Here is a 25,647-nt window from a genome sequence, read left to right as displayed (position 1 = left end):
CGGAACCATAAGCGGCCGTTACGCAAATAACGGATATACACCCACCCCAACCACAGCGTGAACCATCAAGGCTTCCACACCTGCACATCCCGCGCATCCACCGCCTTGGGCAACAACCCCGCCTTGAAGAACGCATCTGCAATCTTCTGCTGCTCTCCCAACTGATCCAGCGCCACCGGCTGCACCTCATAACTGCGATGAGCATTGGCAGCCTCGACAGTGTCCACATCCAGGTTGCCCCACAACGGCCCCAGCACTTTCGCGGCATCACGCGGATGGCTCTTCACCCACTCACCAGCCTGGTGCAATTGTTCGTAAACCACGTTCAACACCTCGGGATGCGCCTTGGCATAAGGCGTACCCGTCAGGTAATAACGCTTGTAACTGGCAAGCCCGGTACCGTCCGCCAGGGTTCGAGTGGGCAGTTGACGCTGCACGCTGGTGAGGAAGGGTTCCCAGGTGACCCAGGCATCAACCTTGTTGTTTTCGAAAGCCGCGCGACCATCGGCAGGCGTCAGGTACGCCGGCTCGATATCCGAGAACGCCAGGCCCGCCTTGTTCAGGGCGGCGATCAGCAGGTAGTGAGTGCCGGCAGCCTTGGTCACGGCGATTTTCTTGCCTTTCAAATCCGCCAGTTGCTGGATCGGCGAGTCCTTGCGCACCACGATCGCCTGCGCTTGCGGCGACGGCGCCTCCTGAGCGAAGTAAGTGAGTTTGGCCTGGGCGGCCTGGGCGAAGATCGGCACGGTGTCAGCCACATCGGCGCTGATATCGACGTTGCCGACGTTCAGCGCTTCCAGCAGCGGCAGGCCACTGGGGAACTCGTGCCAGGTGACGTCAATGCCGTCGGCCTTGAGGGCTTTTTCCAGGGTGCCCTGGGTTTTCAGCAAGGTGATCAGGGTCGAGGATTTCTGGTAGCCGATGCGTACGGTTTCCTGGGCTTGAGTGTTCAGGGTCGTGCAGAGGCCCAGTGTGGCGAGGCCTACGATGAAAAGGCGATGGAGCGGAAACAGGGGCATGGCGTGCTCGACTCTCAATGAATTAAGGTCAGCTTATTGTTCTAAAAACTATTCGATAAATAATTTTTCGGTCTTAGCTTAGGGCTTAATCGGGTGTGCCGTTCGCGGCCTTTCAACATCGGGAGAAGCGCTGAGCGTCAACGTTGACTCAGTGCTTCCCCGTCAGCAGAGCGTCAACCCAGCACCAATTCAAGGCGGCCCTGAGGTGAAGCGTTGTTAAAGCGGATCTCGAGTTGGTGTTCGTTGCCATATACATCAATCGCCTTCACCTCACAGGGCCCGTTGTGATTGATTGCGCTCTGACTGTCGTAGGGGATGTTGTTGGAGCCCTGCAGCACAATCGTCAGGTGACCCGGTTTGGCGTTTTTCGCTTGGGGTACCGGTTTGAAAACCGTGCCCAGCTTAATCGCAGGATTGTAGTGGAGCGTGGACTCACCCGGAGGCGCATAGCCGACGTTGGAGGCCTGAGTTACGGACGGATTCCTGTCGCTCCACTGGATCATGCCTGCTGGCACCATGTGGCCGGACACGAACCGCACCACGGGTTGCTGCACATTGGCCCCCGCCAGCGCGTACTGCCAGGTGAATATGTCCGATGCATCATTGCCCGCCGTCAAGGTGCGTTCGAAGGTGTAGTTGCCAGGCACGTGAAAAGTCGGGATTTCAGCGGTGCGTACTTCGACATAGCCGTTGAAACCGGTCGTAGTACCGTCGGTGACATACTCGTACTGCCCTTCATCCGTATACCGTGTAATGCCCACGTACAGCGTTTCAAGGCTTTGGCCCGGCTCGAGCTTGCCCGCCGAGACATAAAAGCTTGGGGTGTACACCTCAGAAGGCGAAGCTGCCTGTTCGCGCTTTTGAGTGCCTGGATATTCAAGGTAAGCATTGCGTGTATGGCTGAAAAACCACGGCAAACTCGCCTCGTGGCCCTGAGGTAGCGGTGACAACCTGCCAAGGCGGTCACGCACCATCAGCCGGACGCTGGCGCGCTCTTCCGGCTTCAAGGGATGGATGGATCGAGATTCAACCAGCACGGTCACTTCTATCTGCTGGCGTCCATTTGGATAAACCCGATTGGTTGGAGAGGTGATGAAGGGGGCCAGCTCGATCAACCAGCTATCAAGCGGAGGTTTGGATGCATGAGTACTCATAAGAACTCCTTGGTAAAAGCTGCGAAGGGTTGGTGCGTGTTAGCTCTGATTGCCCGCCCATTCAATGCTCAATTGATAATTCCATGGGTCGCGGTTGGGCTGGATGGAGGTTAGCGTGACGGCCAATCTGATGGGGTTGCCGTACACATCGGTGGCGCCGCCGTAATGGCTGGTTTGCCGAGCTGGAAATAACTCGTTGAACTGTGAAAACATCCCTACGGCCACTGCAATGGAGCCAGCTCGCGGATCGCGAATAGTTGACAGTGCTTGGTTCAGTGCCTGCCCCAGACGATTAGTGGTGGGAATATTCTTCTTAGCCACCGTACTGCCTGCGTCACCAAACGCAGTCGCCTTGTTGTCGTGCAGGGACGAATCGGCGGCGCTCGTTGAACCTGAATGAATGTTGATGGCGGTCGAAGTTCCGGGGTAACGCAAGCTGGCGTAAGAATTCCGTACCTTAGTGGTGTAGCCCCCAATCTGACCGCTGAACACTTCTACGGGGCCGCTGATTATCAGGCCTCCGTTGTAAGTCGCATAGTGGGGCGGCTGCACTGACCGCAAGATGAAGCTACTGTTGAATCTGCCATTTAGTCCCTCTCCGCCGTAGGGAACATCACGCTGGTTACTGATATAGGTTGTATTACCTAGTTTGACTTGTGCCGCGAATTGAATGGTCGTTCCGTCAGGAATGCCGGTATAGCTGATATAACGCCGGAATGTTTGAAGGTTTTCGGGGTTTGCGCCTGACAGTGGGGTTGAGTGTGCCGCTTCGGCCCGCGGAATTATGTGCTCGGGAAACGCAAGAATTCCGTTCGGCGCCGGCGTCATCGTGCTGACCCAGTTGCCGGTAGCCGATGTATAAGGGACAGCGTTCACATTCAAGTCATTGGGAATGGCTACAACTTCACCGTTACTGTTGCGTGCTTGCAGGGTAATCAACACTACGCATGTTTGAACCCCGTTGGAAAACAATCGAGCTTGTGCGTTTTGTTGGAATTGAAAAGCTTCGGTCTCTATCAGTAAATAACTGAGGCTGACAGCGTTGTTGACTGAGTTGTCATGCGTTTTCATATCGATAATCTCATGCAAGGTTCCCACGTTGGTTACGTGATGACACCAGGTATGCTCGTTGTACTCGTGACGCCGGTTTTTCGAACCTGTTAGAAATAACAGTTCCGACAGACGGCTATCACACGCTCGAGTGGGTGACCATGTTGGGAATGAGCCGTTCGTCGGTACTGTCATTTCTCACAGGTGACGGACGGCCAATGTAAGGAGCAGCATCCAAATGACTATCAACGCCGATCTTAGAGGATGCGCAGATGAAACTTCTGAAGATATTATTGGTGATGCTGGCGGGTCTTGAAGCTATGTGCGTTGTGCAAGCTTCTGAGAAACGAAGTGATCCGAGTGTGGTGCCGTTAATGTATCTTTATAACCGCCAGGGAGAAACCAGTTTTAACTGTAGTTTTGCGTTAACTCCTGGCGATCACAAACTAAAAAAAATGCGAGGTTGTGTTAATGACGATGCCTATTATTTTAAATTGGAAAACCCCACGGATGGAATGATGATACTGATTACCGATGATCCCGATTGCACCAGGAAAGAACCTTGGGCACTGTATTTGATCATTGATCCTGTCTATGGTTCGACCTCGCCTCTTTTGAGGGTGGACGCCGCATTTAATGTGCCAAATCTAATAGAAATTGCGCCTGGGATATATGCGGCTGATGCTGATACCAAAGGTGGAAAACAGTTAGCAGGGCAGGTGTCGTGCGTGTGGAGTGCGTCTTGATTTAACTAATTTAGGCGGAGATGCCAGTATGTATTTTAATTATTTCACCGGCTTTGCAGTGCGGGAGTTGACATGAATAACACGGTCTCCGAAACACTTAAGCGCATCGCCAATGGTGGTCTTTATTCCCAGGCCGGCAACTTTCTCAGTTTCGTCAACACTGGCGTCGACGTACGCACTGGCCAGTTTACCCTGGTCGCGAAACTTCCTGCGCTGCAAGCCAACGCTTTGGCCGGGCCTTTTATCAGTCCGACATTGCACTTCAGCCCGCTGGCCTCTCATACCAATCGTGGCTTCGGGCTCGGCTGGCAGTTGGGCTGTTCACTGCTTGACCTGAATAACAACCAGCTCTCCTTGATTACCGGCGAGCAGTTCAGCCTTGATCGGCGTAATTCCGACTTTCGTCCCAACGGCTTGATGGCGTTTCACGACCAGAAGTTGCGCAGTTTTGTGGTGCGGCAGATCGGTGCGAGCGGGCGGGTGTTCCGCGTCGAGCATAAAAGCGGTGATACCGAATGGTTGGAGGTTCAGGAGAGCAGCGGCCTGGCGATGGTGGTAGAGATGCGCTCACCCCAAGGGAGACTGGCGTTTTTCAAGTGGGAGCCGGCGGGCGGTAATCAGTTCCGGCTGGACAGTGTGTGGGATGAGCGTGGGCCTTTGCACCCGCTGCTACGGGTTGTTATGGACCGTGAGGGTGTGGTGTTTGTCATGCACCCAGGGACCACCAGCGAGTCGAGGATTATTTTGCAGGTGTTGAATGGGCAACTGACTCACCTGATCTTGCCGGATGGCGAGAGCCGCTGGACCTTTCGTTACCAGCCCGACCGGGACAGTGGCCTGTTATTTCCCAATGAGGTGCTCGGACCATTGGGCAGTGAGGACCGTGTGCAATACGACACGGGCAAGCAAGGGCATCTCCTGCCGCCGGGTGCGCCGTTGGCGACGCTGCCGAGAATCCGCAGCCTGCGCCATGTGCCCGGCGCCGGGCAGCCGGAAATTTACCGCAACTACACCTACCTCGGCTCGGCCAACTTTCTCGGTGGCGATTCCCCCGTACCGGGCGGTTGGCAGGACGTTACCGATAACCTCTACCGCCGGGAGCGCTACAGCTATAGCGCCGTCGAAACGGTGCAGAACATAAAGGGCGAAACAATTGCCACCGCCCAACGCACCTGGAATCGCTTCCACCTGCAAACCCGAGAAGTGATCACCCGTTTCAGCACTCAAGTGGAACATGGCGTTGCGGTGGCGCAAGCAAGGACCACCACCAAGGAAACCACGTACGGCGACGACCCCAACTTAGGATGGAGCAGCCAGCCTGCCTGGTGCCAGTTACCGGTAGCGACCGTTACGCGGTTCGACGACGGTGAGCAGCCGCCCAGGGAGTTCCGTGAAGAAACCGATTACGACGACTATGGCAATGTGCTGGAAAAGCGCTACTCCGACGGGCGTGTGGAGCGATCCGTTTACTACCCGCTGGGCGGGGGGGATGGCTGCCCGGACGACGGTAGTCCTTTTGTACGCTGGCTGAAGAGCCAAACCCTTGTCCCGGCTACGCCCGCAGGTGGTGCGCCTACCTTGGAAACATGCCGCGTCTATGAACGCCTGCCCAGCCGCAAAGCCGACGATGTGCAGGTGTTGGTGTCGATCAAGGAAACCGCATTGTCCGTGGGCGGACCATCGCCTGAGCTGATTGGCACCACGGCGCAGAGTTGGGACACCGACATCAACAGCGCGTTTTTCGGCCAGCCGGTGCAAAGCATCAATACCCTCAACGGTTTTGCTACCACCACTGATTTTCAGCGCAGTATCGAAACCGAAGGCATCCGTGAAACCGTGATTCATACCGGGCATGACGGCTTGTCGACTCCCACGCAGACGCTGCGTAACGCACTCAGCGGCCTGACATTAAGTGAGTGCAATGAAAATGGCCTGGAGACCGTTTATACCTATGACGCGTTAGGCCGCATCCTGACGCGCGAAGCATCGGTGGGTACCCCCTATGCGGTTACCCAGTCTTACCGTTACACCCTTGCCGACAGTAAACATCAACGCGCCGTGGTGGTAGAGGAAACCGACATCACCGGACAGAAACTGCGCCGCTACCTTGACGGCGACGGGCGTCCGGTGCGTGAGGAGCGCCAGGACGCAGATATCACCGGCCAAGCGTTTCGCGAAATGTGGTCGGGCGTTTATGACCACGAAGGTGAATTGACGCAAGAAACCGTGCACGACTGGCTGCCGGGCGAAACCGAGCCCATCCGGCTGACCACCCGCCGTGAGTCGGGCAGTTGGGGCGAGATTCGCGTTCAGCATCAACCCGACGGCACCAGTGGTCATACCGACTATGACCCGATCAGGTTGATCAGCCGTCATTGGAAGCAGAGCCGCACCGGCGAATTCGGCGCAGAAACCGAAATACTGCACAACGAGGCCGGCGAAGTCGAAAAAGTCACCCTGCGTGAGCCGCGTGGTGTCGACGGTAAACCGGGTGCGGTGGTACGTGTGGAAAGCTGGACATTTGACGGTCTGAACCGACCTGTCACCCATACGGTGGTTGCCGATGGACAGACGACCCATACCCGCACCGAGCGCGACGTGTTTGGCCGTACCACGGCCGTCACGCGAGAAGACGGCAGCGTTGTGCGTTGGAGTTATGCAGCCCAGAGCGATGGCGAGCAGCCGGCGAAAGTGACGCTCACCGCCAGCGGCGGTACAGAGCAAGTGCTGGCCGAGGTCACCTACGATGGGCTGGGGCGGCCCGTCACGCTGAAGTCAGGGGGCAAGATCGACCGGTTGAATTATCTTAAAGGCCAGCTTCCTCCCGATTCTCTGGTCCAGGCCAATGGTCACATGACCAAGATGACCTATGAGCGTGCGCTCGATGACGCCCGGCTGAGTGTCAGCCCGCAAAACGAAGTCGCCAGCACCTACAGCTATAGCGCGCCGAATGGTTACCTGACTGAAATCGGTGGTGAGTTGGGCCGGCTCAATATCGAATACTCCGCTGCGGGGCGCGTGCTCAGGGAGCACTGGACAGTGGGCAACGACACTTTTACCAGCACATCCAGCGAGACATTGCTGCGGCGCCCTCTGAGTTTCACCGATGTGGGTGGAACGGTGCACCAGGTCGAATATGACAGCGTCGGGCGAGTTGCCCAGCAGGTGTCAGGGACTATCACTGTAAAACCTAACTATGACGCCTTTGGCCGGGTCGATTCCATCACCACAACCGATACAGCTAAAGGCAGCACCCTGACCCAGGCGCTGACCTATGATGCCTTCGGCCGCGAGCGGAGCCGTACCTGGGATAACACCGGTAATGGGCCCCGCCAGAGAGTCGTGCAAACCTTGGCCTTCAATGGCCGCGACAAGGTCACCCGTCGTCGTTGGGAGCTGGCCGGCGCCCTGCAAAGCGAAGAGCACTACGCGTACGATGCCCGTGGCCGCCTGATTCAAATCGACGCCAGCGGCCCAAAGGCGCCGCAGGACGCTCGCACCGGTAAACGCATCAGCCAGCAGCTGTTTACGTTGAATGCGCTGGATGGCTACGAAAAAGTCGAGACGCTCTTCGCCGATGCTACCCGCACTCTCATGACGTACCGCTATGACACCATGGCACCGGATCGTCCGGTCGCGATCACCCATCGCGGTGTGCAGGACGTCGACATTGCTCTGGTCTGGGACGCGGCTGGCAGGTTGCTTGAGGAGCGGCGTAACGATGTGCCATATCGTCAGTTGGAATGGAGCACCGACGGGCTTGTACGCCGCGTTACAGGGAAGGGCGCGAGCAACGATTACCGCTATGACCCGATGGGACGCGTTGGGGAGGAGCAAACCGCTGCGGGTATCACACTTCGCTTTTACAACGGCGACCAAGTCATCAACGAGCGTAGCGCGGATGGCTCTTTATTGACGTTGGTGCGTTCTGCCAGCGCCGTATTCGCCGAAAGTCGATTGAGCCAGTCCATACGTAGCGTGCGCCTGACCGGCAGTGATGGCCAAGGCTCGGTTCGCGTGGAGTCTGACCACGAGACTCGGTTGGTCAGTTACACCGCTCACGGCAGTGACGATGGCGTTGCACAAAGCCGAATGGGTTATGCCGGGCAACTGCGTGAGCTTGAGAGTGATCTCTATATGCCTGGCAGTTACCGGCCTTACGACCCGGTGCTCATGCTATTCCTTGCACCGGACAGTGAAAGCCCGTTGGGCGCAGGCGGGCTGAATCGTTATGCGTATTGCGGTGGTGACCCGGTGAACCGGGTAGACCCGGATGGGCACAGTCTGTGGAGCTGGATCGGAGCAGGGGTGGGGCTGGTGTTCGGGGCAGTCGCCATTGCACTCTCGGCTGGCTCGCTGACACCCGTGGTAGCGCCGTTGATGGCGTCAATGATGAGCGGAACAATCACATCTGCCACGGTAGGCGCAGTTGTTGCGGGAGCGGCATCACTCTCTGCCTTTACGGTGACGGCGGTGGCACTCACGGCGGTCTCGATGGCGGCCGGGTTGGCGGTGCCTATTCTGGAAGCGACGGACAATAAACAGGCAGCAAAAATTCTCGGTTTTGTCTCCATGGGCACTGGGGTAGCTGCGTCTGTTGTCGCTGTAGTTCCTGGAGCGATGAAGGCCGCTGCAAGAGTCGGAAAGCTTATTGGTGGGTGGGCGCAAAAGCTACAACTATACCCCGGCGGTATTCGTGTGTCCGGTGGTGGTTTGTCTGATGTCGCGCAGGAAACTTTGGATAACGGTGTGAGCGTGCTCATGAAACACCCTGAAGGACTGATAGAACCCTACGTAAGTTTTTTTGATAACCTCCATGGGCGCGGGCAACTTGTATACGTCACACACGGTTTGCCCGATGGCACACTAGCCTCCTATGGAAACGGGAGGCAATATTCCGCTACTCTCATTGCAAATCATGAGATCGCGCCGTTGGTGGTAGCCTATCCCCCTGACCAGCCGCTGATTTTAGTCGCTTGCTATGCAGCTGATAGCGGCGCTGCTCAGGCAGTTGCCAATGCGCTGCAGCGCCCGGTTCGAGCCGCTGAGGGAATTCAGGGCTTTCAGGTGACCTCCTCATCTGTAACAAAACCAATGACGCGTTCGAATGCTAATTTCATTGGGGTGCCCACGCCGGGATTATACGGTCAGCTCTTGCGCAAAGTTGGGTTGGGAAACACTTATTCGGCATTTAACAAAGCCACATTGAAAACGTTCTATCCGGCCAGGAGATTGTCGAGAAGGCGTTGATAAGCGCCTTTGCTTTTGTCGCTGTCTCTCTATGGATGCGCTATTACGAGTTAGGCACGATTGTTCAAACACTTGCGTTAAATACCGATGCGGTGGGCGCGTTTGCTTTGGCTCGTTCAGGCCCTAGCCATACGCGGCTCGCTTTCAATACAACTCACCAAAAACTCCATCACCACCTTCACCGAAGGCGAGCGGCGCATATCCGGATACACCGTCAGCCAGATATCGCGAACCGGGCCTTCGGTAGTTGTTGGCAGCCGCACCAATGCCGCGTCGTGATCACCCACCAGCATGGGCAACACCACTGCACCCACCTGGGACCGGGCGGCCATTTGCTGGGTTATCAGGTCGCTGGCGGCAAAGGCAATCGTGCGGTTGCCGCGCACCTGATGCATCCACGCCTGTTGGGGCAGGTGGTCGCGGGTCGCGTCATAGGCAATGAATGTCCACTGTTCAGCGGGCTGTTGTTTGAGCTCGGGCGTGGCATAGAGTCCGAAACGCACGGCGCCGACCTTTCTGCGTACCAGCGCTTCCTCATCGGGACGCACGGTGCGCAGGGCTGGCGTGTTCCACCTGCAGCTCGCGGGCGGCCGCCGACAGCGACTGGGTGCGCGCCAACACGGTGAAGAAATACAGGTCCTGCCAGTCGAACATCGGGTTATTTCCGCACGGAGGGTGGGAGGTATAGGGGAATTCTCGTACAGAATAGCGGCTTTTACCATGGCGCATTCCCACTGCAAACGGAGTTGTCCCGTGATGAAAGCCCTCACCCTTGAAACCTACGGCGGCCCGGAGGTCGTTCAACTGCGACTTGATGTGCCCAAACCCCAAGTGACTGCCGGCCATGTACTGGTCAAGGTTGCCTGCGCCGGGATCAATTTCATGGATGTGCACACCCGCCAGGGCAAATACGCGAAGTCTGTGACCTATCCGGTACGGCTGCCGTGCACCCTGGGCATGGACGGCGCCGGTGTAGTGATGGAAGTGGGCGAGGGCGTGAACCATCTGGCGCCGGGTGATCGCGTGGCCTGGTGCATTGCCTGGGGCGCATTTGCTGAATACGCCAGCGTACCCGCCGCGCGAGTCGCACACCTTCCCAACGCGATTGGCTTCGGTCAGGCGGCAGCGGCGATGTTCCAGGGTTGCACGGCGCACTACCTGATCGAGGACGTGGGGCGGTTGCAGGCGGGCAATAGCTGCCTGATCCACGCCGCGTCCGGCAGCATCGGCCAGTTGCTGGTGCAGATGGCTCATCGACTCGGCGCCACGGTGTTTACCACCGGCAGCAGCGCCGAAAAATCTGCGATTGCCCTCCAGCGCGGCGCCGATTACGCATGGCAGTACGTCGGGTTTGCCGAGCGGGTATTGGAGGCAACCCAGGGGCAGGGCAGGGCGTGGATGTGGTGTGACTCAATGACCACATGGCCGACGGCCCGACCGTGCAGCGGCGTGCCAATGCGGTGTTCGCGGCGATGCTCGAAGGGGCACTAACAGTGGATATAGAAGGGCACTACACCCTGGAGGAAGTGCACGAGGTGCACGCGCGGATAGAGGCAAGGCAGCAGATTGGCAAAGCGGTGGTGTGGCTGGATAGTTCACTGCACTAACAGCGAATGACGACTTACCTGAGCTGAGAGCGCTTGTGTGGCGAGGGAGCTTATGTGGCGAGGGAGCTTGCTCCCGCTGGGCTGCGAAGCGGCCCCAGAACCTGCCAATGAGGCCTTCCTGAAGAACCGCGGTGAATTCATTGGGGCTGCTGCGCAACCCAACGGGAGCAAGCTCTTATCAAACAAAATATAACTCGCTGTTTTCGCTATAAAAAATCAAGCGACTTTAACTACCTGCATCCCCAGCTTACGTGCCTTTCGTTCCAAGGCGCGTAGTTGGCGGTCACGACTTTTCTCCTCAAAGGCTTCAAGTCCCTTTTCCACATACGGTTGGCCTTTGGTCAGCATGGCGTAAATCAGCCGTGCTAATTGATGGGCTGTGGCTTTGATCGCGCAGCAGGTGTCCATTCTCGTCAGTCTGGCGCGATGGCTGGCGCCGATAAAACTCTTGTCCTGGCGCGCGTTGGAGGCGGCTTGTTTCAGGGCCTGGGCGGCTCGATTGATGACTTTCGGCGCTTTACCTGGAAGGGGTTTTCCACCGGATATCCGTGTCGGTGGCGCCAAACCCAGCCAAGAACAAAAGTGCTGAGAACTGGGAAACTTGGATAAATCCGGCCCCAGTTCGCTGGCTAATACCAGAGCTGTGTCGATTCCAATGGTAGGGATTGCTGTTAAATCCACGCCCATTATTTTGTTCAAGGCACGAAAGCACCACTGAGCAATCCGTACGTCATCAGTTGCCGAATCCACTGACAATCAAGGACATCGGATTTTCGACCAGAGGTCTGGCGAGTAGCACGTGAGTTGACGAGGTAAACCTCGAACCCGCGAGCGTCCAGCACTTCGAAAAGGGGAATCCAGTAGACGCCCGTCGCTTCCATGGCTACGACGTTGACGTCCATTGACTCAAGCCAATCGGCCAAAGCAATCAAGTCATCGGTGAAGGTTGAAAATTTACGAACGGGGTCCTTACATTTCTCTGGGTCAACCGCAACCCAGTGCTCACCGCCACCCACATCAATACCAGCACAATCAGGATGAACGATCTCAAAACGCTTTTGGTTCTTGCGCGCCATGGCAATTCCTCGCAGGATTGAACGACGCGGGCGGGGTACACGGTGGCGAGCGGATTCACTCTCTTATACGAGGTCATGGCTTGCGCCATGCTTTCAACCACGCCGATACCGTGCAGGCCACTCTCCCTCTCGGGTGCGCAAACACCAGTGCTGGTTACGGCCTTTGCCACGCTCGCGTTCTCCAACTTTACGATGAACCAGTTTGCTGCGCGACAGCGCAGCCTCGACGCAGGCTGCGGGGGCTCCCTCGCCACAGGGTTTGTGTGAGTCATGTCTACAGGGGAACGCTCAACGCCTGCGCAAACGCCTGGGGCGTAGGGCTTTGCGGCCAGGTCGGAACACCCTCCGTCAACGTCACCCAAGGCTGCTTGTGCCGCACCCAAATATGCGCGACAGGCTGCACGGACGGGCTCGCATCCAGCGTCCCGACCCGCAGCACAACCAGCCCTGGCGCGGCCGTCGTGGTGTTGCAGATCCGCGTATGGCACACCCCGCACAACCAATGCTCCGAACGCTGCCCATCAACGTCATAGCCATATTCTGTCAGCGAACCTTCAATCTGCAGCGCATCCGCCGGCAACAGCGCATGCAGCGCAAACGCGCTGCCGCTCCAGGTCTGGCAATGGCGGCAATGGCAGGCATACACCGCCGGCGGCGTGTCGGTATTGAGGGTGTAGGTCACGCTGGAGCAGCGGCATTGGCCGGTGAGTGTCATTAAAAACGATCCTTTGCACAGTGAGGGCGCGAGGCCCATCGGTTATGCTCGCCAGCATGCCGCAGCCCCCGAACAAAGAACATCCGCCAAAACTGCCCAGCGGCTCACAGGAAATGTATGAACGCCCCGCAACTCCAATGGGAAACCCAGCGCGCCTTTCTCGCCGTGCTGCGCACCGGCAGCCTGTCGGGCGCGGCCCGTGTGCTGGGGATCGCCCAGGCCACGGCGCGGCGGCGCATTGAAGCGCTGGAGCAGAGCGTCGGCGTCAGCCTGTTTATCCGCTCACCCGCAGGATTGCTGCCCACCGACACCGCCAAGGACCTGATCAGCCACGTGGAAGCGATGGCGCTTGCCGCCAACGCTTTCAACCGCGCAGCCTCGGCCGACGCTGCACTGGCCAGCGGCACAGTGCGCCTCACCAGCGGCAAGCTGCTGGGCGTCGAGGTGCTACCACCGATGTTGCGCAGCCTGCGCCGTGATCATCCGCAATTGGCCATTGAGTTGAGCGTGTCCAATCGCCTGCAAGCCCTGGCCCGGCAGGAGGCCGACGTCGCCGTGCGCATCCGTCGCCCCACGGAAACCACCGTGGTCGCGCGCAAGGTTGGCGACCTGCAAGTGGGGTTGTACGCCACGCCAGAATTGCTGGCAGAGCAGGGTACCCCGGACACTGTTGCGCAATTGCACGGCTACCCGCTGATCGGGCCCGACCGCAACGTGCTGGAGATAGAGTTCCTGCGTGAGCGTGGTTTCGACTGTTCGGCGCCCAATGCACTCATCCGCACCGACGATCACCTCGCGCAATTGGCCGCGCTGCGTGCCGGGTTGGGTATTGGCGTGTGTTCACGCCAGGTGGCGCAGCGTCACGGGCTGGTGCGGGTGCTGCCCGGGCAGGTGGATTTCAACGTCGACGTGTGGATTGCCATGCACCAGGACGTGCGCAAGGTCCAGCGCATCGCCCTGGTGTTCGATGCGCTGGGCGGCGCGCTGACGGATTTCTTTCAACCGCGATAACGCAATGCTTCCACCAAAAGCGCAAACGCGGGCGAGGCCTGGCGACGGCTGGGGTAATACAGATGGAAGCCGGCGAACGGCGCGCACCAGTCATCCAGCACCTGCACCAGGCGCCCGTCCGCCAGATAAGGTGCCACCAGGTCGGCAGGCACGTAGCTCAAGCCGAGGCCGTCAACCGCCGCCTTGAGCAATGGGTACACACCATTGAACGTCACCTGGCCAGACACTCGCACATTCAGGCTTTCCTCGCCTTTCTTGAACTCCCACACATACAGGCCGCCATTGGTGGGCAGGCGCAAGTTGTTGCAGGCGTGATCGGTCAAGTCCCGTGGCGTGTGCGGTATCGCGCGCAGGGCAAAGTAGGCCGGTGAACCCACCACCAACATCCGCATATCAGGGCTGATACGCGTGGCAATCATGCCCTGGGCCACGTCTTCCCCAAGACGTACGCCGGCATCGAAGCCTTGGGCAGCAATGTCGACAAAGCCGTAGTCGCAACACACCTCCACGGCGATATCCGGGTACTTCGCCAGGAATGGTTTCAGCACCGGCCACAGGATGAACTCCAGTGCGTGGTCCATGGCGTTGATGCGAATGGTGCCGGAGGGCCTGTCCCGCAAGTTGCTCAGGCCTTCAAGGCCCACCTGGATTTCATCGAAGTGCGGACCGACCGTATCGATCAAGTGCTGCCCGGCTTCGGTGGGCGATACGCTGCGGGTGGTGCGGGTCAGCAGACGCAGCCCAAGGCGCGCTTCCAGGGCACGGAGGGTATGGCTCAACGCCGACTGGGTAACCCCCAGTTTGGCCGCTGCCTTGGTAAAGCTGCGCTCCCGGGCTACCGCCAGAAAGGCGAGCAGGTCGTTGGCGTTTTCCCTGAGCATTGGTGAGATACCCTCATAAGTATTTTCAGATTCTAGCGGCTAATTATCACAATTCGTACCTGTTAGATTGGATTCAGTGCCCTTGAACGGAGAATGACCATGCTTAAACGCACACTCGGTAACAGCCCACTTGAAGTCTCGGCCCTGGGACTCGGTTGCATGGGCATGAGCTTTGGCTACGGACCCGCAGGCGACAAACAACAGATGATTGCCTTGCTGCGCAACGCGGTTGAACAAGGCGTGACCTTCTTCGATACCGCCGAAGTCTATGGTCCGTTCATCAACGAAGAGTTGCTCGGTGAAGCGTTGTCGCCACTGCGTAAGCAGGTGGTGATCGCCACCAAGTTCGGCTTTGCCCTGGACCCGTCCGGCAACGGCAAATGGTCCGGCCTCAACAGCCGCCCGGAGCATATCCGCCAAGTGGCTGAAGCGTCGCTCAAGCGCCTGAAGACGGACGTCATCGACCTGTTTTATCAGCACCGGGTTGATCCGAACGTGCCGATCGAAGACGTGGCGGGTGCCGTGAAGGATTTGATTCAGGAGGGCAAGGTCAAGCATTTCGGGTTGTCTGAAGCGGGCGCCTCGACCATCCGCCGCGCCCATGCCGTTCAACCAGTGACCGCGTTGCAGAGCGAGTATTCGCTGTGGTGGCGCAAGCCGGAGGCCGAGGTGCTGCCACTGCTGGAGGAACTGGGCATTGGCCTGGTGCCTTACAGCCCACTGGGCAAAGGTTTCCTCACGGGCAAGTTCGACAGCCACAGCACCTTTGACAGCTCGGACTTTCGCAGCAGTTTGCCGCGGTTCACGCCCGAAGCCTTGCAGGCCAACCAGGCCCTGGTGGCGTTGCTGCGCCAGGTCGCCCAGCGAAAAAACGCCACGCCCTCGCAGATCGCACTGGCCTGGCTGCTGGCCCAGAAGCCATGGATTGTGCCGATTCCAGGCACCACCAAAACCTCGCGCCTGACGGAAAACCTGGGGGCCGTCGAGGTGCAGCTCAGTGCGACAGAACTCAGTGAACTGGACGTCGCCGCTGCGAACATCGCGGTGCACGGTGACCGTTATCCCGAAGCCCTGGAACGGATGACTGGCCTATGAAAACCAGCCTCGCCGCCACCGCACTTTCATTGTCATTACTGGCACTCGAATCACCGGCACAGGAGACGCCCATGCTGACCATCACGCCCAACGGTTCCCAGCCTTCGGCAAAAGGCCCGGCGGATTATTTCACCGGCACGGTCCGCGTCGATTCGCCCTTCAAGGGCACCGATGCCGCACGCGTCACCGGAGCCTTTGTCACCTTTGAGCCGGGTGCGCGTACCGCCTGGCATACCCATCCCCTGGGGCAGACGCTGATCGTGACCGCAGGCTTGGGCCAGGTTCAGGAATGGGGCCAGCCCGTGCGGGCGATCCGCCCGGGCGACACCGTGTGGATTGCGCCCGGGGTCAAGCATTGGCACGGGGCCACGGCAAACACCGCGATGACCCATATCGCGATAAACGAAATGCTCGATGGCAAGGTTGTGGACTGGATGGAGCAGGTCAGCGACGAGCAGTACGCGGCGCAGTAATCAGCTTCAGCGCCGCAACTGCGGCTCGCTTTCAATGCAACTCACCAAAAACTCCATCACCACCTTCACCGATGGCGAGCGGCGCATGTCCGGGTACACCGTCAGCCAGATATCGCGAACCGGGCCTTCGGTAGTTGTTGGCAGCCGCACCAATGCCGCGTCGCGATCACCCACCAGCGTGGGCAACACCACCGCACCCACCTGGGACCGGGCGGCCATTTGCTGGGTTATCAGGTCGCTGGCGGCAAAGGCAATCGTGCGGTTGCCGCGCACCTGATGCATCCACGCCTGTTGGGGCAGATGGTCGCGGGCGGCGTCATAGGCAATGAATGCCCACTGTTCGGCGGGTAACCGTTTGAACTCGGGGGTGGCATAGAGCCCGAATCGCACCGCGCCGACCTTCCTGCGCACCAGCGCTTCTTCATCGGGACGCACGGTGCGCAGGGCAATGTCGGCTTCGCCTTTGTCGAGGGCGGCGAGCGTTGTCGAGGACATCAACACGATATTCAGTTTGGGATACTTTGTCCTGAACCGTGCGACGTGGGGGGCGATGCAGTGGATGGCAATCGACGGCGGGCAACTGACCCGCACGGTGCCGGCCACTTCGATGGAGGCCACGCGGGACAGGCGCATCACTTCGGTGGCCATCTCGCCCATGCCGGCCGCCAACTTCGCCAAAGCCAGGCCTTCCTCGGTGAGTGGGCGGCTGCGGGGCAGGCGGTCTACCAGTTTGACGCCGAGGGCTTTTTCCAGGGCATCGACGCGCCGGCCGACGGTGGCGTGTTCCACCTGCAGCTCGCGGGCGGCCGCCGACAGCGACTGGGTGCGCGCCAACACGGTGAAGAAATACAGGTCCTGCCAGTCGAACATCGGGTTATTTCCGCACGGAGGGTGGGAGGTATTGGGGAATTCTCGTACAGAGTAGCGGCTTTTACCATGGCGCATTCCCACCGCAAACGGAGTTGTCCCGTGATGAAAGCCCTCACCCTTGAAACCTACGGCGGCCCGGAGGTCGTTCAACTGCGACTTGATGTGCCCAAACCCCACGTGACTGCCGGCCATGTACTGGTCAAGGTGGCCTGCGCCGGGATCAATTTCATGGATGTGCACACCCGCCACGGCAAATACGCGAAGTCTGTGACCTATCCGGTACGGCTGCCGTGCACCCTGGGCATGGAAGGCGCCGGTGTGGTGATGGAAGTGGGCGAGGGCGTGAACCATCTGGCGCCGGGTGATCGCGTGGCCTGGTGCATTGCCTGGGGTGCGTTCGCTGAATACGCCAGCGTACCCGCCGCGCGAGTCGCACACCTTCCCAACGCGATTGGCTTCGATCAGGCGGCAGCGGCGATGTTCCAGGGTTGCACGGCGCACTACCTGATCGAGGACGTGGCGCGGTTGCAGGCGGGCAATAGCTGCCTGATCCACGCCGCGTCCGGCAGCATCGGCCAGTTGCTGGTGCAGATGGCTCATCGACTCGGCGCCACGGTGTTTACCACCGGCAGCAGCGCCGAAAAATCTGCGATTGCCCTCCAGCGCGGCGCCGATTACGCATGGCAGTACGTCGGGTTTGCCGAGCGGGTATTGGAGGCAACCCAGGGGCAGGGCGTGGATGTGGTGTTCGATTCGGTGGGCAAGGCCACCTTGCGCGAGAGTTTCAGGGCGTGCCGCACGCGTGGGTTGATCGTCAATTACGGCAACGTTTCCGGTTCGATCACTGATCTGGATCCGATGGAGTTGGGGGAAGCCGGCTCCTTGTTCCTGACGCGCCCACGACTCAATGACCACATGGCCGACGGCCCGACCGTGCAGCGGCGTGCCAACGCGGTGTTCGCGGCCATGCTCGAAGGGGCACTAACAGTGGAGATCGAAGGGCACTACACCCTGGAGGACGTGCACGAGGTGCACGCGCGGATAGAGGCAAGGCAGCAGATTGGCAAAGCGGTGGTGTGGCTGGATAGTTCACTGCACTAACAGCGAATGACGACTTACCTGAGCCGAGAGCGCTTGTGTGGCGAGGGAGCTTGCTCCCGCTGGGCTGCGAAGCGGCCCCAGAACCTGCCAATGAGGCCTTCCTGAAGAACCGCGGTGAATTCATTGGGGCTGCTGCGCAGCCCAGCGGGAGCAAGCTCCCTCGCCACAGGGTTTGTGGTGCTGTTTAACCGCAGGCGAAAAAAAGCCGGCTGATCAGGCCGGCTGGGGGTGTACCGCGAACAACAGGGGTTATGCGCGGTTTTCCATCAGGCGGTCAGCACCACCTTCAGCTACACGGTTGCCTTGAAGGCGTTCAGCGCCGCCTTCAGCCACACGACGTTCCAGCAAACGGTCAGAACCACCCTCAGCCACGCGGCTGTCCATCAAGCGATCCGCGCCGCCTTCAGCGAGCGCAGGTTGGGTAAAGGCGCTTACAGCAAGTACCGAGAAAGCGAGGCTAAACAAGAGTTGGCGTTTCATGAGTGTGTGCTCCGGGAAGTCGTTGGTTGGTATGGATGTGATGTTACGCGGTGGATTTTTTTAGAGAACTTCATTGGGCTGATGGTGACTATCGACGCCAGCGATAGCCCGCTTTCACGGGCCATCGCGCCGGCCATCAGGGCATTTCAGGCAGTTCCTGAGGGCGCAGGTCAAACACCAGTACCTCGGCATCCTCGCCATGGCTCAGGTAAATCTCTCGCTCATCGCGTACGCGGGCACCGTCGCCTTCATGCAAGCGTTGGCCGTTGACTTCAACGCTGCCCCGCGCCACATGGATGTAGGCGTAGCGCTCCGGGGCCAGGGCCAGGCTGGCAGTTTCAAAACCGTTGAACAGCCCGGCATACACCCGCGCATCCTGGCGTACGCCGAGGGAGCCATCGGTGCCTTCCGGCGAGATGATCAACTGCAACCGGCCGCGTTTTTGCGCTTCGGTGAAATGCTCCTGCTGATAGCGCGGTTCGGCGCCCGCCACGTCCGGCACGATCCAGATTTGCAGGAAGTGCACGCCCTGGGTGTGGCTGTGGTTGAACTCGCTGTGGGCCACGCCGCTGCCGGCGCTCATCAGTTGCACATCGCCGGGGCGGATTACCGAGCCGGTGCCCAGGGTGTCCTTGTGTTCCAGGGCGCCTTCGAGCACATAGGAGAAAATCTCCATGTCGCGGTGCGGGTGTTGCCCGAAGCCCTTGCCGGCGGCAACACGATCATCGTTGATCACCAGCAGGTCGGAAAAACCCTGCTCCTTGGGGTTCCAGTAGTTGGCGAACGAGAAGGTGTGGAACGACTTCAACCAACCGTGATTGGCGGCGCCGCGTTCCGAGGCTTTGCGAAGGGTCAGCATGGGGTGTTCTCCTCAAGGGAAGCTTGGCTGCGAGATGCAGGGCTTCGGTGTGAGGAGAAGATTAATGGTTATCGATAGGTTGATTAAGAAGCTGGAATCGGAATGACTGTCTCTTTGCGGTTGACTATAGCCAGCTGTGCCACCCGCAGATGATGGCGGTAGCGCAGCTGAAGTTTGCGCCAGGCCATTGGGTTGAGCCCTTCGCTGCGGCTGAACAGGTGGCAGAAGTGCGCCTGGTCGCAGAACCCGCATTCCTGGCTGATTTGCGTCAGGCTCAGGGCCGAGCCGGTGATCAGCACTTTGGCTTGCTTGATGCGTTGCTGGCGAATCCATTCCTGCGGCGACACCCCCGTGGTGCGCTTGAAGGCCCGGGAAAAGTGGCTGCGCGACAGTTCGCAGGCGCGAGCCAGTGCCGTCACCTCCAGGCTTTCGGCAAGGTTGGCGAGGATCAATTGCTTGACCCTTTGTTCCCGTTCGGAACACAGCGTCCCGGTTGCAGCTGCTGGTTGAGCCATGATCGATATCCGTGGTCGATGGGCACTTGTTTTCACACACCTTACCGGCGAATGAACCCCCAGTGTAGACCGCTATAGGCTTCTCTTGAGCAGAGCACATACATGCAATTTTTCTGCATCGTGCCGTCGCACACTGGCGCGAACGTTCAAGCATCCAGGGGAAGGGCACGATGGACTCAACAGCGCAGGGCGGGCCGGACGAGGTCGTGACCCTGGTGGTCAAGCACCGCATAAAACCCGGCCTTGAGGCCGACTACGAAGCCTGGCTGCGGCGCATCGTGCGCATTGCCGGCGAGCGCCCGGGCCACCTCGGCGTCGACGTGGTGCGCAGCAAGCAGGGCGGGCTGGCGCTGTTCACCTGCGTGCTGCGTTATCGCTCCACCGACGACCTGGAACGTTGGCTCGATTCGTCGCAGCGCCAGGAACTGGTCAATGAAGTGACGCCGATGTTGGCCGACGGCGACCAGACGGAAGTCGGCGCGGTAAACGAGTTCTGGTTCTCGCCCCTGGCCGATGCCGCCGCCAAGCCGCCCCGCTGGAAACAGGCGGTGGTCACGCTGCTGGTGATTTTGCCGCTGACCTTGCTGGTGCCGATCATCTGGGGCCCGGTATTGAGGCTGCATCCGTTTTTATCCAACTACCTGGTCGCGACCTTCCTGGTCACCCTGACCATCGTCCTGCTGGTGGTGTACCTGCTGATGCCGGCGGCCACCCGGCTGTTCGCTCCCTGGCTTGAAGCCTCTGTAAAGGAAACCCTATGAACGCCGACCTGATTCTGTTCAATGGCCAGTTCCACACCGTGGACCGTGAAAACCCCCGCGCCACCGCAGTCGCGATTCGCGAGGGACGCTTTGTCGCGGTGGGCACCGACGGCGAAGCCATGGCCCTGCGCGGCAGTGGTACCGAGGTCATCGACCTCAAGGGCCGCACCGTCATCCCAGGCCTTAACGACTCGCACCTGCACCTGATCCGTGGCGGGCTGAACTACAACCTCGAACTGCGCTGGGAAGGCGTGCCGTCCCTGGCCGATGCCCTGCGCATGCTCAAGGACCAGGCCGACCGCACGCCCACGCCGCAGTGGGTGAGGGTGGTGGGCGGCTGGAACGAATTCCAGTTCGCCGAAAAACGCATGCCCACCCTCGACGAACTCAACCAGGCTGCGCCCGACACCCCGGTGTTCGTGCTGCACCTGTACGACCGCGCCTTGCTCAACCGCGCCGCCCTGCGCGTGGCCGGCTACACCAAAGACACACCCAACCCGCCCGGCGGCGAGATCGTGCGCGACCACAACGGCAACCCCACCGGCATGCTGGTGGCCAAGCCCAATGCGATGATTCTCTACGCGACCCTGGCCAAGGGCCCGAAACTGCCGCTGGAATACCAGGTCAATTCCACCCGCCAGTTCATGCGTGAACTCAACCGCCTGGGCCTCACCAGCGCGATCGACGCCGGCGGCGGTTTCCAGAACTACCCCGATGATTATGCGGTGATTGAGCAGTTGGCCAAGGATGAGCAACTGACCGTACGCATCGCCTACAACCTGTTCACCCAGAAGCCCAAGGAAGAACTCAGCGACTTCAAGCACTGGACCTCCAGCGTGACCCTGCACCAGGGCGACGACTACCTGCGCCACAACGGCGCCGGCGAAATGCTGGTGTTTTCGGCAGCCGACTTCGAAGACTTCCTCGAACCGCGCCCCGACCTGCCCCTGACCATGGAGCAGGAACTGGAGCCGGTGGTGCGCCACCTGGTGGAACAGCGCTGGCCATTCCGCCTGCACGCCACCTACAACGAATCGATCTCGCGGATGCTCGACGTGTTCGAAAAGGTCAACCGCGACATCCCGTTCAACGGCCTGCCGTGGTTTTTCGACCACGCCGAAACCATCACGCCGCAGAACATCGAGCGGGTGAGGGCGTTGGGTGGCGGCATTGCGATCCAGGACCGCATGGCGTTCCAGGGTGAGTACTTTGTGGAGCGCTACGGCGCCAAGGCGGCCGAGGCCACGCCGCCGATCAAGCGCATGCTCGCCGAAGGCGTGCCGGTGGGCGCCGGCACCGATGCCACGCGGGTGTCGAGTTATAACCCCTGGACGTCGCTGTACTGGATGGTCAGCGGCCGCACCGTGGGCGGGCTGGAGTTGCACGCCGAAGGTTTGCCCCGGCTGACGGCCCTGGAACTCTTCACCCATGGCAGCGCCTGGTTCTCCTCCGAGCAGGGCAAGAAAGGCCAGATCAAGGTCGGCCAACTGGCGGACGTGGCGGCGTTGTCGGCGGACTTCTTCAGCGTCGACGAAGAAGCCATCAAGTGGATCGAATCAGTACTGACCGTAGTCGGCGGCAAGGTGGTGTACGGCGCCGGCGACTTTGAAGACCTCGCGCCACCCAGTGTGCCGGTGCTGCCGGACTGGTCGCCGGTGGCCAAGGTGCCGGGCCACTGGCGCCCGACTTCGCCGCTGCAGGCCCAGGTGCACCAGTGCAGCGGCCCATGTGGCGTGCACTCCCATAGCCATGAACGGGCGCGTCTCTCGAACGTGCCGGTCAGCGACTTCCAGGGGTTCTGGGGCGCGTTTGGCTGCTCGTGTTTTGCCTTCTGAATCAACCCCCCAAAGGACTGTACCCATGACTTACAAACGCCTGAACAAAGATGACGCCGTGGTACTGCTGGTGGATCACCAGACCGGCCTGATCTCGCTGGTGCAGGATTTCTCGCCCAACGAGTTCAAGAATAACGTGCTGGCCCTGGCGGACCTGGCCAAGTTCTTCAAACTGCCGACCATCCTCACCACCAGCTTCGAAAGCGGCCCCAACGGCCCGATGGTGCCAGAGCTCAAGGAACTGTTCCCGGACGCGCCATACATCCCGCGCCCTGGCCAGATCAATGCCTGGGACAACGAAGATTTCGTCAAGGCGGTGAAAGCCACCGGGCGCAAGCAACTGATCATCGCCGGTGTGGTGACTGACGTGTGCGTGACCTTCCCGACGCTGTCGGCCCTGGCCGAAGGCTTTGAAGTGTTTGTGGTCACCGATGCTTCTGGCACCTTCAACGAAACCGTGCAACAGGCGGCGTGGGCGCGCATGACCGCTGCCGGTGCACAGTTGGTGAACTGGTTCTCGGTGGCCTGCGAGCTGCAGGTGGACTGGCGCAATGACATGGAAGGCCTGGCCAACCTGTTGTCGCCGCGAATTCCCAACTACCGCAACCTGATGAACAGCTACTCGGCGCTGGCGGCCAAGTAACCTCAGGGTTGAAGCAACCTCCTTGTGGCGAGGGAGCTTGCTCCCGCTGGGCTGCGTAGCGGCCCCAAAAATCCTGGGAGCGCTTCGCACTCCAGCGGGAGCAAGCTCCCTCGCCACAGCAAGCTCCCTCGCCACAGCAAGCCCCCTCGCCACAGGGGTATCGATATTTGATTGGTGGCGATGCGACAACCCGGTTATAAAGAGCTTCAGCGTCCACCGAGAAGCGACAATGAACCCCTTCGAAGACATGCGCCTGTTTTGCCAGGTCATGGAATCCGGCAGCTTCACCGCTGCCGCCGAACACCTTGGCCTGTCCAAGCAATTTGTCAGCCGTCGCCTGATCCAGCTGGAAGAGCGCCTGGGCGTACGCCTGCTCAACCGCTCCACTCGCCGCCTGGATGTCACGCCGCTGGGCCAGAGCTACTACGAATCCGCCTTGCGCCTGCTCAGTGAAGTCGAGCAAGTGGAGCAGGGCATCGCCGGGCAAAACACCGAGCCCCGGGGCACCATCCGCTTGAGCGCACCGCTGTCCTTCGCCATGGCCCACCTGGGCAGCCTGCTGCCACAGTTTCTGCAACGTCACCCCCATGTCAGTGTGGAAGTGGACCTCAGCGACCGTCCGGTAGACCTGATCAGCGAAGGTTACGACCTGGTGCTGCGCATCGGCACCCTCGAAGACTCGACCCTGATCGCTCGCCGCATCGCCAGCATCCAGCGGGTGTACTGCGCCAGCCCGGATTACCTGGCCGAACACGGTACGCCGCAGACGCCGGACGAATTGGCCGAGCACGCCTGCCTGCCCTATGGGCACGGGCGCCAGGTGCAATGGCACTTCAAGGTTGACGGCAAACCCCACACCCGCAGCGTCAGCGGGCGCATGCGTGTCAACAATGGTGAGTTGCTGCGCGACGCTGCCGTGGCTGGATTGGGCATCAGCTACCTGCCGAACTTTATCGTCCTCGAGGCCCTGCAAAACGGCCGACTGGTGACGCTGCTGCAAGACTTCGCCCCCGAGCCCCTGACGCTCTCGGCGGTGTACCCCCAGCATCGCCAAAGCTCGCGCCCGGTGCAGGCGTTGATCGAATTCCTGCGTGAACGCCTGGCCGGCGGTTGCTAGATGCTTGTCCTGCGGTAAGGGGGACAAGCCCCCTCACCACACAAAGCACCTCAACAGAGGTACCCCTGCCAAACAGGTTTTTGCGGTGCAGGGATTAACAGCATTTTTGGTGGTGGCTGAGAATGCGCGCGGGGCCGGCGTTGAAAAGCTGCTCGTCGTCGAAGTCCCTGATGCCCCGTCGCCGCGTCCAGTGACCGCGGCGGAATAACCGCCCACGGCGGCAACACGGGAAATCAGTTCCCTGCGGGTAAAAGCGATGATTCGCTCCTTGAGATAGCGGGGGTGTCAGAGGTTGTAGCGCCCGCTTCGAACCAGGGTCGCGCCTGCGGGTGGCGCCATTCGCCCCAGCCGTGACCGACGCCGTGCACCGTGGCACCGAGTTTCCGTCGGCGTTTGCTCATGTTCTCTCTCCTTTCAGCGCGAAGCCTGGGTAAGCGGGGCACGCTTGGCGTTGAAGCTTTGGTCGAAGCCTTGGGAGACGTCGATGTGTTTGGTCAGCAGGCCTTCTTGCTGGTAGGTGTCGGCGGTGGTTTGCAGGCCGCTGATCACCGAGTCGTCAATGGCGACCGGCTGCATATGGGTGTCGTTGGCCACGGCGATATGCACCTCCAGCGGCAGGCCGGTGATTTTGGCCATGGCGGCGGCGTACTCTTTGGGGTGCTCGTTGCTCCAGCGGTAGGCGCGGTCGACCCGGGCCACAAAGTCGTCCAGCTGCACGCGCTTGTCGGCGATCGCCTTGCTGGTGGCGGCGAGGTACAGGTGATTGCTCAACAGGTTATTGCCGCTGGCGAGGATCCTTGCCTGGCTCTGGCTGGTGACCACGGTGGTGTACGGGTCCCAGGTCGACCAGGCATCGACGGTGCCGTTATCCAGCACCAGCCGTGACTCGCTGGGCAGCAGGAAGATGAACTGCACGTCGTGGGTCGAAAGGCCGGCACTGCGCAGCGCCTTGATCGCCAGGAAGTGCCCGATGGAGCCACGCGTGGTGACGATACGCTTGCCCTTGAGGTCGGCGAGATCGTGGATCGGGGAGTCTTTCGGAACAATCAGCGCGGTGGTGTTGCGGCCTTCGGCGTGGATGATGCTCACCACCTTCAGCGGTGCTCCGGCGCCAAGGGCGAACACGTAGGGCGCATCCCCCAGGGCACCGATGTCCACGGCGCCGGCGTTGAGGGCTTCGCCCAGCGGCGCGGCGGCGGGGAACTCGGACCACTGGATGTCGTAGGGCACATCCCGGGTTTCGCCGGCGACTTCCAGCAGTGCCTTGATGGTGGATTTCTGGTTGGCCACCCGCAGAGGTTGCAGGTCGGCGGCCTGGCAGGTAGCACCCAGGGTGAGAGCGGCCAATAAAAGGGCAAGGGTAAAGCGCATCAGGCGGGCTCCAGGCCA

Annotated in this window: 21 protein-coding genes and 3 pseudogenes; 12 read left to right on the top strand and 12 right to left on the bottom strand. The window is 60.1% G+C overall.

What is annotated here, in order from left to right; all coding sequences use genetic code 11:
- Window positions 1–65 precede the first annotated feature (65 nt).
- From RGV33_RS19540 to RGV33_RS19530, 3 genes are all read right to left on the bottom strand, one after another.
- Complete coding sequence (locus tag RGV33_RS19540; protein ID WP_322145703.1) at window positions 66–1,019, bottom strand: aliphatic sulfonate ABC transporter substrate-binding protein; 954 nt, start codon at window positions 1,017–1,019, stop codon at window positions 66–68.
- Window positions 1,020–1,192: 173 nt separating this feature from the next.
- Entirely contained in the window at window positions 1,193–2,173 is a 981-nt protein-coding gene (locus RGV33_RS19535) for a hypothetical protein (protein ID WP_322145702.1), read from the bottom strand.
- A 39-nt stretch (window positions 2,174–2,212) separates the two neighbouring features.
- A complete protein-coding gene (locus tag RGV33_RS19530) occupies window positions 2,213–3,262 on the bottom strand; it encodes a hypothetical protein (protein ID WP_322145701.1) in 1,050 nt (349 codons plus the stop codon).
- Window positions 3,263–3,495: 233 nt separating this feature from the next.
- Here RGV33_RS19530 and RGV33_RS19525 point away from each other — a divergent pair, with 233 nt between their 5' ends.
- Both RGV33_RS19525 and RGV33_RS19520 read left to right on the top strand, forming a co-directional pair.
- The gene (locus tag RGV33_RS19525) at window positions 3,496–3,969 is read left to right on the top strand and encodes a hypothetical protein (RefSeq protein WP_322145700.1); all 474 of its coding nucleotides are present in this window, start codon (window positions 3,496–3,498) and stop codon (window positions 3,967–3,969) included.
- 72 nt (window positions 3,970–4,041) lie between these two features.
- Window positions 4,042–9,219, top strand: coding sequence for an RHS repeat-associated core domain-containing protein (locus tag RGV33_RS19520; protein ID WP_322145699.1), 5,178 nt, complete (start codon window positions 4,042–4,044; stop codon window positions 9,217–9,219).
- 116 nt (window positions 9,220–9,335) lie between these two features.
- Here RGV33_RS19520 and RGV33_RS19515 read toward each other — a convergent pair whose 3' ends face one another.
- Window positions 9,336–9,722: a LysR substrate-binding domain-containing protein gene (locus RGV33_RS19515; protein WP_322145698.1), complete on the bottom strand. Its 387-nt coding sequence runs from the start codon at window positions 9,720–9,722 to the stop codon at window positions 9,336–9,338.
- A gap of 217 nt (window positions 9,723–9,939) precedes the next feature.
- Here RGV33_RS19515 and RGV33_RS19510 point away from each other — a divergent pair, with 217 nt between their 5' ends.
- Together RGV33_RS19510 and RGV33_RS19505 are read left to right on the top strand one after the other, a co-directional pair.
- A complete protein-coding gene (locus RGV33_RS19510) occupies window positions 9,940–10,710 on the top strand; it encodes an alcohol dehydrogenase catalytic domain-containing protein (protein WP_416152079.1) in 771 nt (256 codons plus the stop codon).
- Window positions 10,629–10,826 (top strand): annotated as a pseudogene (locus RGV33_RS19505) (zinc-binding dehydrogenase); the annotation flags it as partial. The gene RGV33_RS19510 and the pseudogene RGV33_RS19505, both read left to right, overlap by 82 nt.
- A 216-nt stretch (window positions 10,827–11,042) precedes the next feature.
- Here RGV33_RS19505 and RGV33_RS19500 read toward each other — a convergent pair.
- Window positions 11,043–11,902 (bottom strand): annotated as a pseudogene (locus tag RGV33_RS19500) (IS110 family transposase).
- A 274-nt stretch (window positions 11,903–12,176) separates the two neighbouring features.
- Complete coding sequence (locus tag RGV33_RS19495) at window positions 12,177–12,617, bottom strand: GFA family protein (protein ID WP_322145695.1); 441 nt, start codon at window positions 12,615–12,617, stop codon at window positions 12,177–12,179.
- A gap of 117 nt (window positions 12,618–12,734) precedes the next feature.
- Here RGV33_RS19495 and RGV33_RS19490 point away from each other — a divergent pair, with 117 nt between their 5' ends.
- A complete protein-coding gene (locus RGV33_RS19490; protein ID WP_322145694.1) occupies window positions 12,735–13,628 on the top strand; it encodes a LysR family transcriptional regulator in 894 nt (297 codons plus the stop codon).
- On the opposite strand, the gene RGV33_RS19485 is transcribed toward RGV33_RS19490, so the two are convergent.
- Window positions 13,616–14,509 carry a LysR family transcriptional regulator gene (locus RGV33_RS19485; RefSeq protein ID WP_322145693.1) on the bottom strand — a complete coding sequence of 298 codons (894 nt, stop codon included), beginning with the start codon at window positions 14,507–14,509 and terminating at the stop codon, window positions 13,616–13,618. The two genes, RGV33_RS19490 and RGV33_RS19485, sit on opposite strands and share 13 nt — an antisense overlap.
- A gap of 99 nt (window positions 14,510–14,608) precedes the next feature.
- On the opposite strand from RGV33_RS19485, the gene RGV33_RS19480 reads away from it, so the two are divergent.
- Both RGV33_RS19480 and RGV33_RS19475 read left to right on the top strand, forming a co-directional pair.
- Window positions 14,609–15,604: an aldo/keto reductase gene (locus RGV33_RS19480; RefSeq protein ID WP_322145692.1), complete on the top strand. Its 996-nt coding sequence runs from the start codon at window positions 14,609–14,611 to the stop codon at window positions 15,602–15,604.
- A gap of 71 nt (window positions 15,605–15,675) precedes the next feature.
- The gene (locus RGV33_RS19475; RefSeq protein WP_017479045.1) at window positions 15,676–16,077 is read left to right on the top strand and encodes a cupin domain-containing protein; all 402 of its coding nucleotides are present in this window, start codon (window positions 15,676–15,678) and stop codon (window positions 16,075–16,077) included.
- A 6-nt stretch (window positions 16,078–16,083) separates the two neighbouring features.
- Here RGV33_RS19475 and RGV33_RS19470 read toward each other — a convergent pair whose 3' ends face one another.
- A complete protein-coding gene (locus RGV33_RS19470; RefSeq protein ID WP_322145691.1) occupies window positions 16,084–16,947 on the bottom strand; it encodes a LysR family transcriptional regulator in 864 nt (287 codons plus the stop codon).
- Window positions 16,948–17,049: 102 nt separating this feature from the next.
- On the opposite strand from RGV33_RS19470, the gene RGV33_RS19465 reads away from it, so the two are divergent.
- Window positions 17,050–18,048 (top strand): quinone oxidoreductase, encoded by a 999-nt coding sequence (locus tag RGV33_RS19465; protein ID WP_322145690.1) that lies wholly within the window; start codon window positions 17,050–17,052, stop codon window positions 18,046–18,048.
- Between the two features lie 255 nt (window positions 18,049–18,303).
- On the opposite strand, the pseudogene RGV33_RS19460 reads toward RGV33_RS19465, so the two are convergent.
- The 3 genes and pseudogenes from RGV33_RS19460 to RGV33_RS19450 form a co-directional block, all read right to left on the bottom strand.
- A pseudogene (locus RGV33_RS19460) lies at window positions 18,304–18,528 on the bottom strand (hypothetical protein); the annotation flags it as partial.
- Window positions 18,529–18,664: 136 nt separating this feature from the next.
- Window positions 18,665–19,387, bottom strand: coding sequence for a pirin family protein (locus tag RGV33_RS19455; protein WP_322145689.1), 723 nt, complete (start codon window positions 19,385–19,387; stop codon window positions 18,665–18,667).
- An 83-nt stretch (window positions 19,388–19,470) separates the two neighbouring features.
- Window positions 19,471–19,902, bottom strand: a complete 432-nt coding sequence (locus tag RGV33_RS19450) for an AraC family transcriptional regulator (RefSeq protein ID WP_322145688.1) — start codon at window positions 19,900–19,902, stop codon at window positions 19,471–19,473.
- Window positions 19,903–20,072: 170 nt separating this feature from the next.
- Between RGV33_RS19450 and RGV33_RS19445 the strand changes: the two genes are divergently transcribed.
- The 4 genes from RGV33_RS19445 to RGV33_RS19430 all read left to right on the top strand — a co-directional run bounded on the left by RGV33_RS19445 (window position 20,073) and on the right by RGV33_RS19430 (window position 24,258).
- The gene (locus RGV33_RS19445; protein ID WP_322145687.1) at window positions 20,073–20,663 is read left to right on the top strand and encodes an antibiotic biosynthesis monooxygenase; all 591 of its coding nucleotides are present in this window, start codon (window positions 20,073–20,075) and stop codon (window positions 20,661–20,663) included.
- A complete protein-coding gene (locus tag RGV33_RS19440) occupies window positions 20,660–22,498 on the top strand; it encodes an amidohydrolase (protein ID WP_322145686.1) in 1,839 nt (612 codons plus the stop codon). Before RGV33_RS19445 ends, RGV33_RS19440 begins: the two co-directional genes overlap by 4 nt.
- 25 nt (window positions 22,499–22,523) lie before the next feature.
- Window positions 22,524–23,141 (top strand): isochorismate family cysteine hydrolase YcaC, encoded by a 618-nt coding sequence (gene ycaC / locus RGV33_RS19435; RefSeq protein WP_010171978.1) that lies wholly within the window; start codon window positions 22,524–22,526, stop codon window positions 23,139–23,141.
- Window positions 23,142–23,370: 229 nt separating this feature from the next.
- Window positions 23,371–24,258: a LysR family transcriptional regulator gene (locus RGV33_RS19430; RefSeq protein WP_322145685.1), complete on the top strand. Its 888-nt coding sequence runs from the start codon at window positions 23,371–23,373 to the stop codon at window positions 24,256–24,258.
- A 414-nt stretch (window positions 24,259–24,672) separates the two neighbouring features.
- Here RGV33_RS19430 and RGV33_RS19425 read toward each other — a convergent pair whose 3' ends face one another.
- Complete coding sequence (locus RGV33_RS19425) at window positions 24,673–25,629, bottom strand: ABC transporter substrate-binding protein (protein ID WP_322145684.1); 957 nt, start codon at window positions 25,627–25,629, stop codon at window positions 24,673–24,675.
- Window positions 25,630–25,647 lie beyond the last annotated feature (18 nt).

This window comes from Pseudomonas sp. Bout1 (assembly GCF_034314165.1).
In the GTDB taxonomy this organism is placed as follows: Bacteria; Pseudomonadota; Gammaproteobacteria; order Pseudomonadales; family Pseudomonadaceae; genus Aquipseudomonas.
This window is presented reverse-complemented; position numbering and strand designations above follow the sequence as displayed.

Excerpts from the sequence above, each read along its gene's own strand:
- RGV33_RS19540 (WP_322145703.1), bottom strand. The coding sequence starts at position 1,019 with ATGCCCCTGTTTCCGCTCCATCGCCTTTTCATCGTAGGCCTCGCCACA.
- RGV33_RS19535 (WP_322145702.1), bottom strand. The coding sequence starts at position 2,173 with ATGAGTACTCATGCATCCAAACCTCCGCTTGATAGCTGGTTGATCGAG.
- RGV33_RS19525 (WP_322145700.1), top strand. The coding sequence starts at position 3,496 with ATGAAACTTCTGAAGATATTATTGGTGATGCTGGCGGGTCTTGAAGCT.
- RGV33_RS19520 (WP_322145699.1), top strand. The coding sequence starts at position 4,042 with ATGAATAACACGGTCTCCGAAACACTTAAGCGCATCGCCAATGGTGGT.
- RGV33_RS19510 (WP_416152079.1), top strand. The coding sequence starts at position 9,940 with ATGGCGCATTCCCACTGCAAACGGAGTTGTCCCGTGATGAAAGCCCTC.
- RGV33_RS19495 (WP_322145695.1), bottom strand. The coding sequence starts at position 12,617 with ATGACACTCACCGGCCAATGCCGCTGCTCCAGCGTGACCTACACCCTC.
- RGV33_RS19490 (WP_322145694.1), top strand. The coding sequence starts at position 12,735 with ATGAACGCCCCGCAACTCCAATGGGAAACCCAGCGCGCCTTTCTCGCC.
- RGV33_RS19485 (WP_322145693.1), bottom strand. The coding sequence starts at position 14,509 with ATGCTCAGGGAAAACGCCAACGACCTGCTCGCCTTTCTGGCGGTAGCC.
- RGV33_RS19480 (WP_322145692.1), top strand. The coding sequence starts at position 14,609 with ATGCTTAAACGCACACTCGGTAACAGCCCACTTGAAGTCTCGGCCCTG.
- RGV33_RS19475 (WP_017479045.1), top strand. The coding sequence starts at position 15,676 with ATGCTGACCATCACGCCCAACGGTTCCCAGCCTTCGGCAAAAGGCCCG.
- RGV33_RS19470 (WP_322145691.1), bottom strand. The coding sequence starts at position 16,947 with ATGTTCGACTGGCAGGACCTGTATTTCTTCACCGTGTTGGCGCGCACC.
- RGV33_RS19465 (WP_322145690.1), top strand. The coding sequence starts at position 17,050 with ATGAAAGCCCTCACCCTTGAAACCTACGGCGGCCCGGAGGTCGTTCAA.
- RGV33_RS19455 (WP_322145689.1), bottom strand. The coding sequence starts at position 19,387 with ATGCTGACCCTTCGCAAAGCCTCGGAACGCGGCGCCGCCAATCACGGT.
- RGV33_RS19450 (WP_322145688.1), bottom strand. The coding sequence starts at position 19,902 with ATGGCTCAACCAGCAGCTGCAACCGGGACGCTGTGTTCCGAACGGGAA.
- RGV33_RS19445 (WP_322145687.1), top strand. The coding sequence starts at position 20,073 with ATGGACTCAACAGCGCAGGGCGGGCCGGACGAGGTCGTGACCCTGGTG.
- RGV33_RS19440 (WP_322145686.1), top strand. The coding sequence starts at position 20,660 with ATGAACGCCGACCTGATTCTGTTCAATGGCCAGTTCCACACCGTGGAC.
- ycaC (WP_010171978.1), top strand. The coding sequence starts at position 22,524 with ATGACTTACAAACGCCTGAACAAAGATGACGCCGTGGTACTGCTGGTG.
- RGV33_RS19430 (WP_322145685.1), top strand. The coding sequence starts at position 23,371 with ATGAACCCCTTCGAAGACATGCGCCTGTTTTGCCAGGTCATGGAATCC.
- RGV33_RS19425 (WP_322145684.1), bottom strand. The coding sequence starts at position 25,629 with ATGCGCTTTACCCTTGCCCTTTTATTGGCCGCTCTCACCCTGGGTGCT.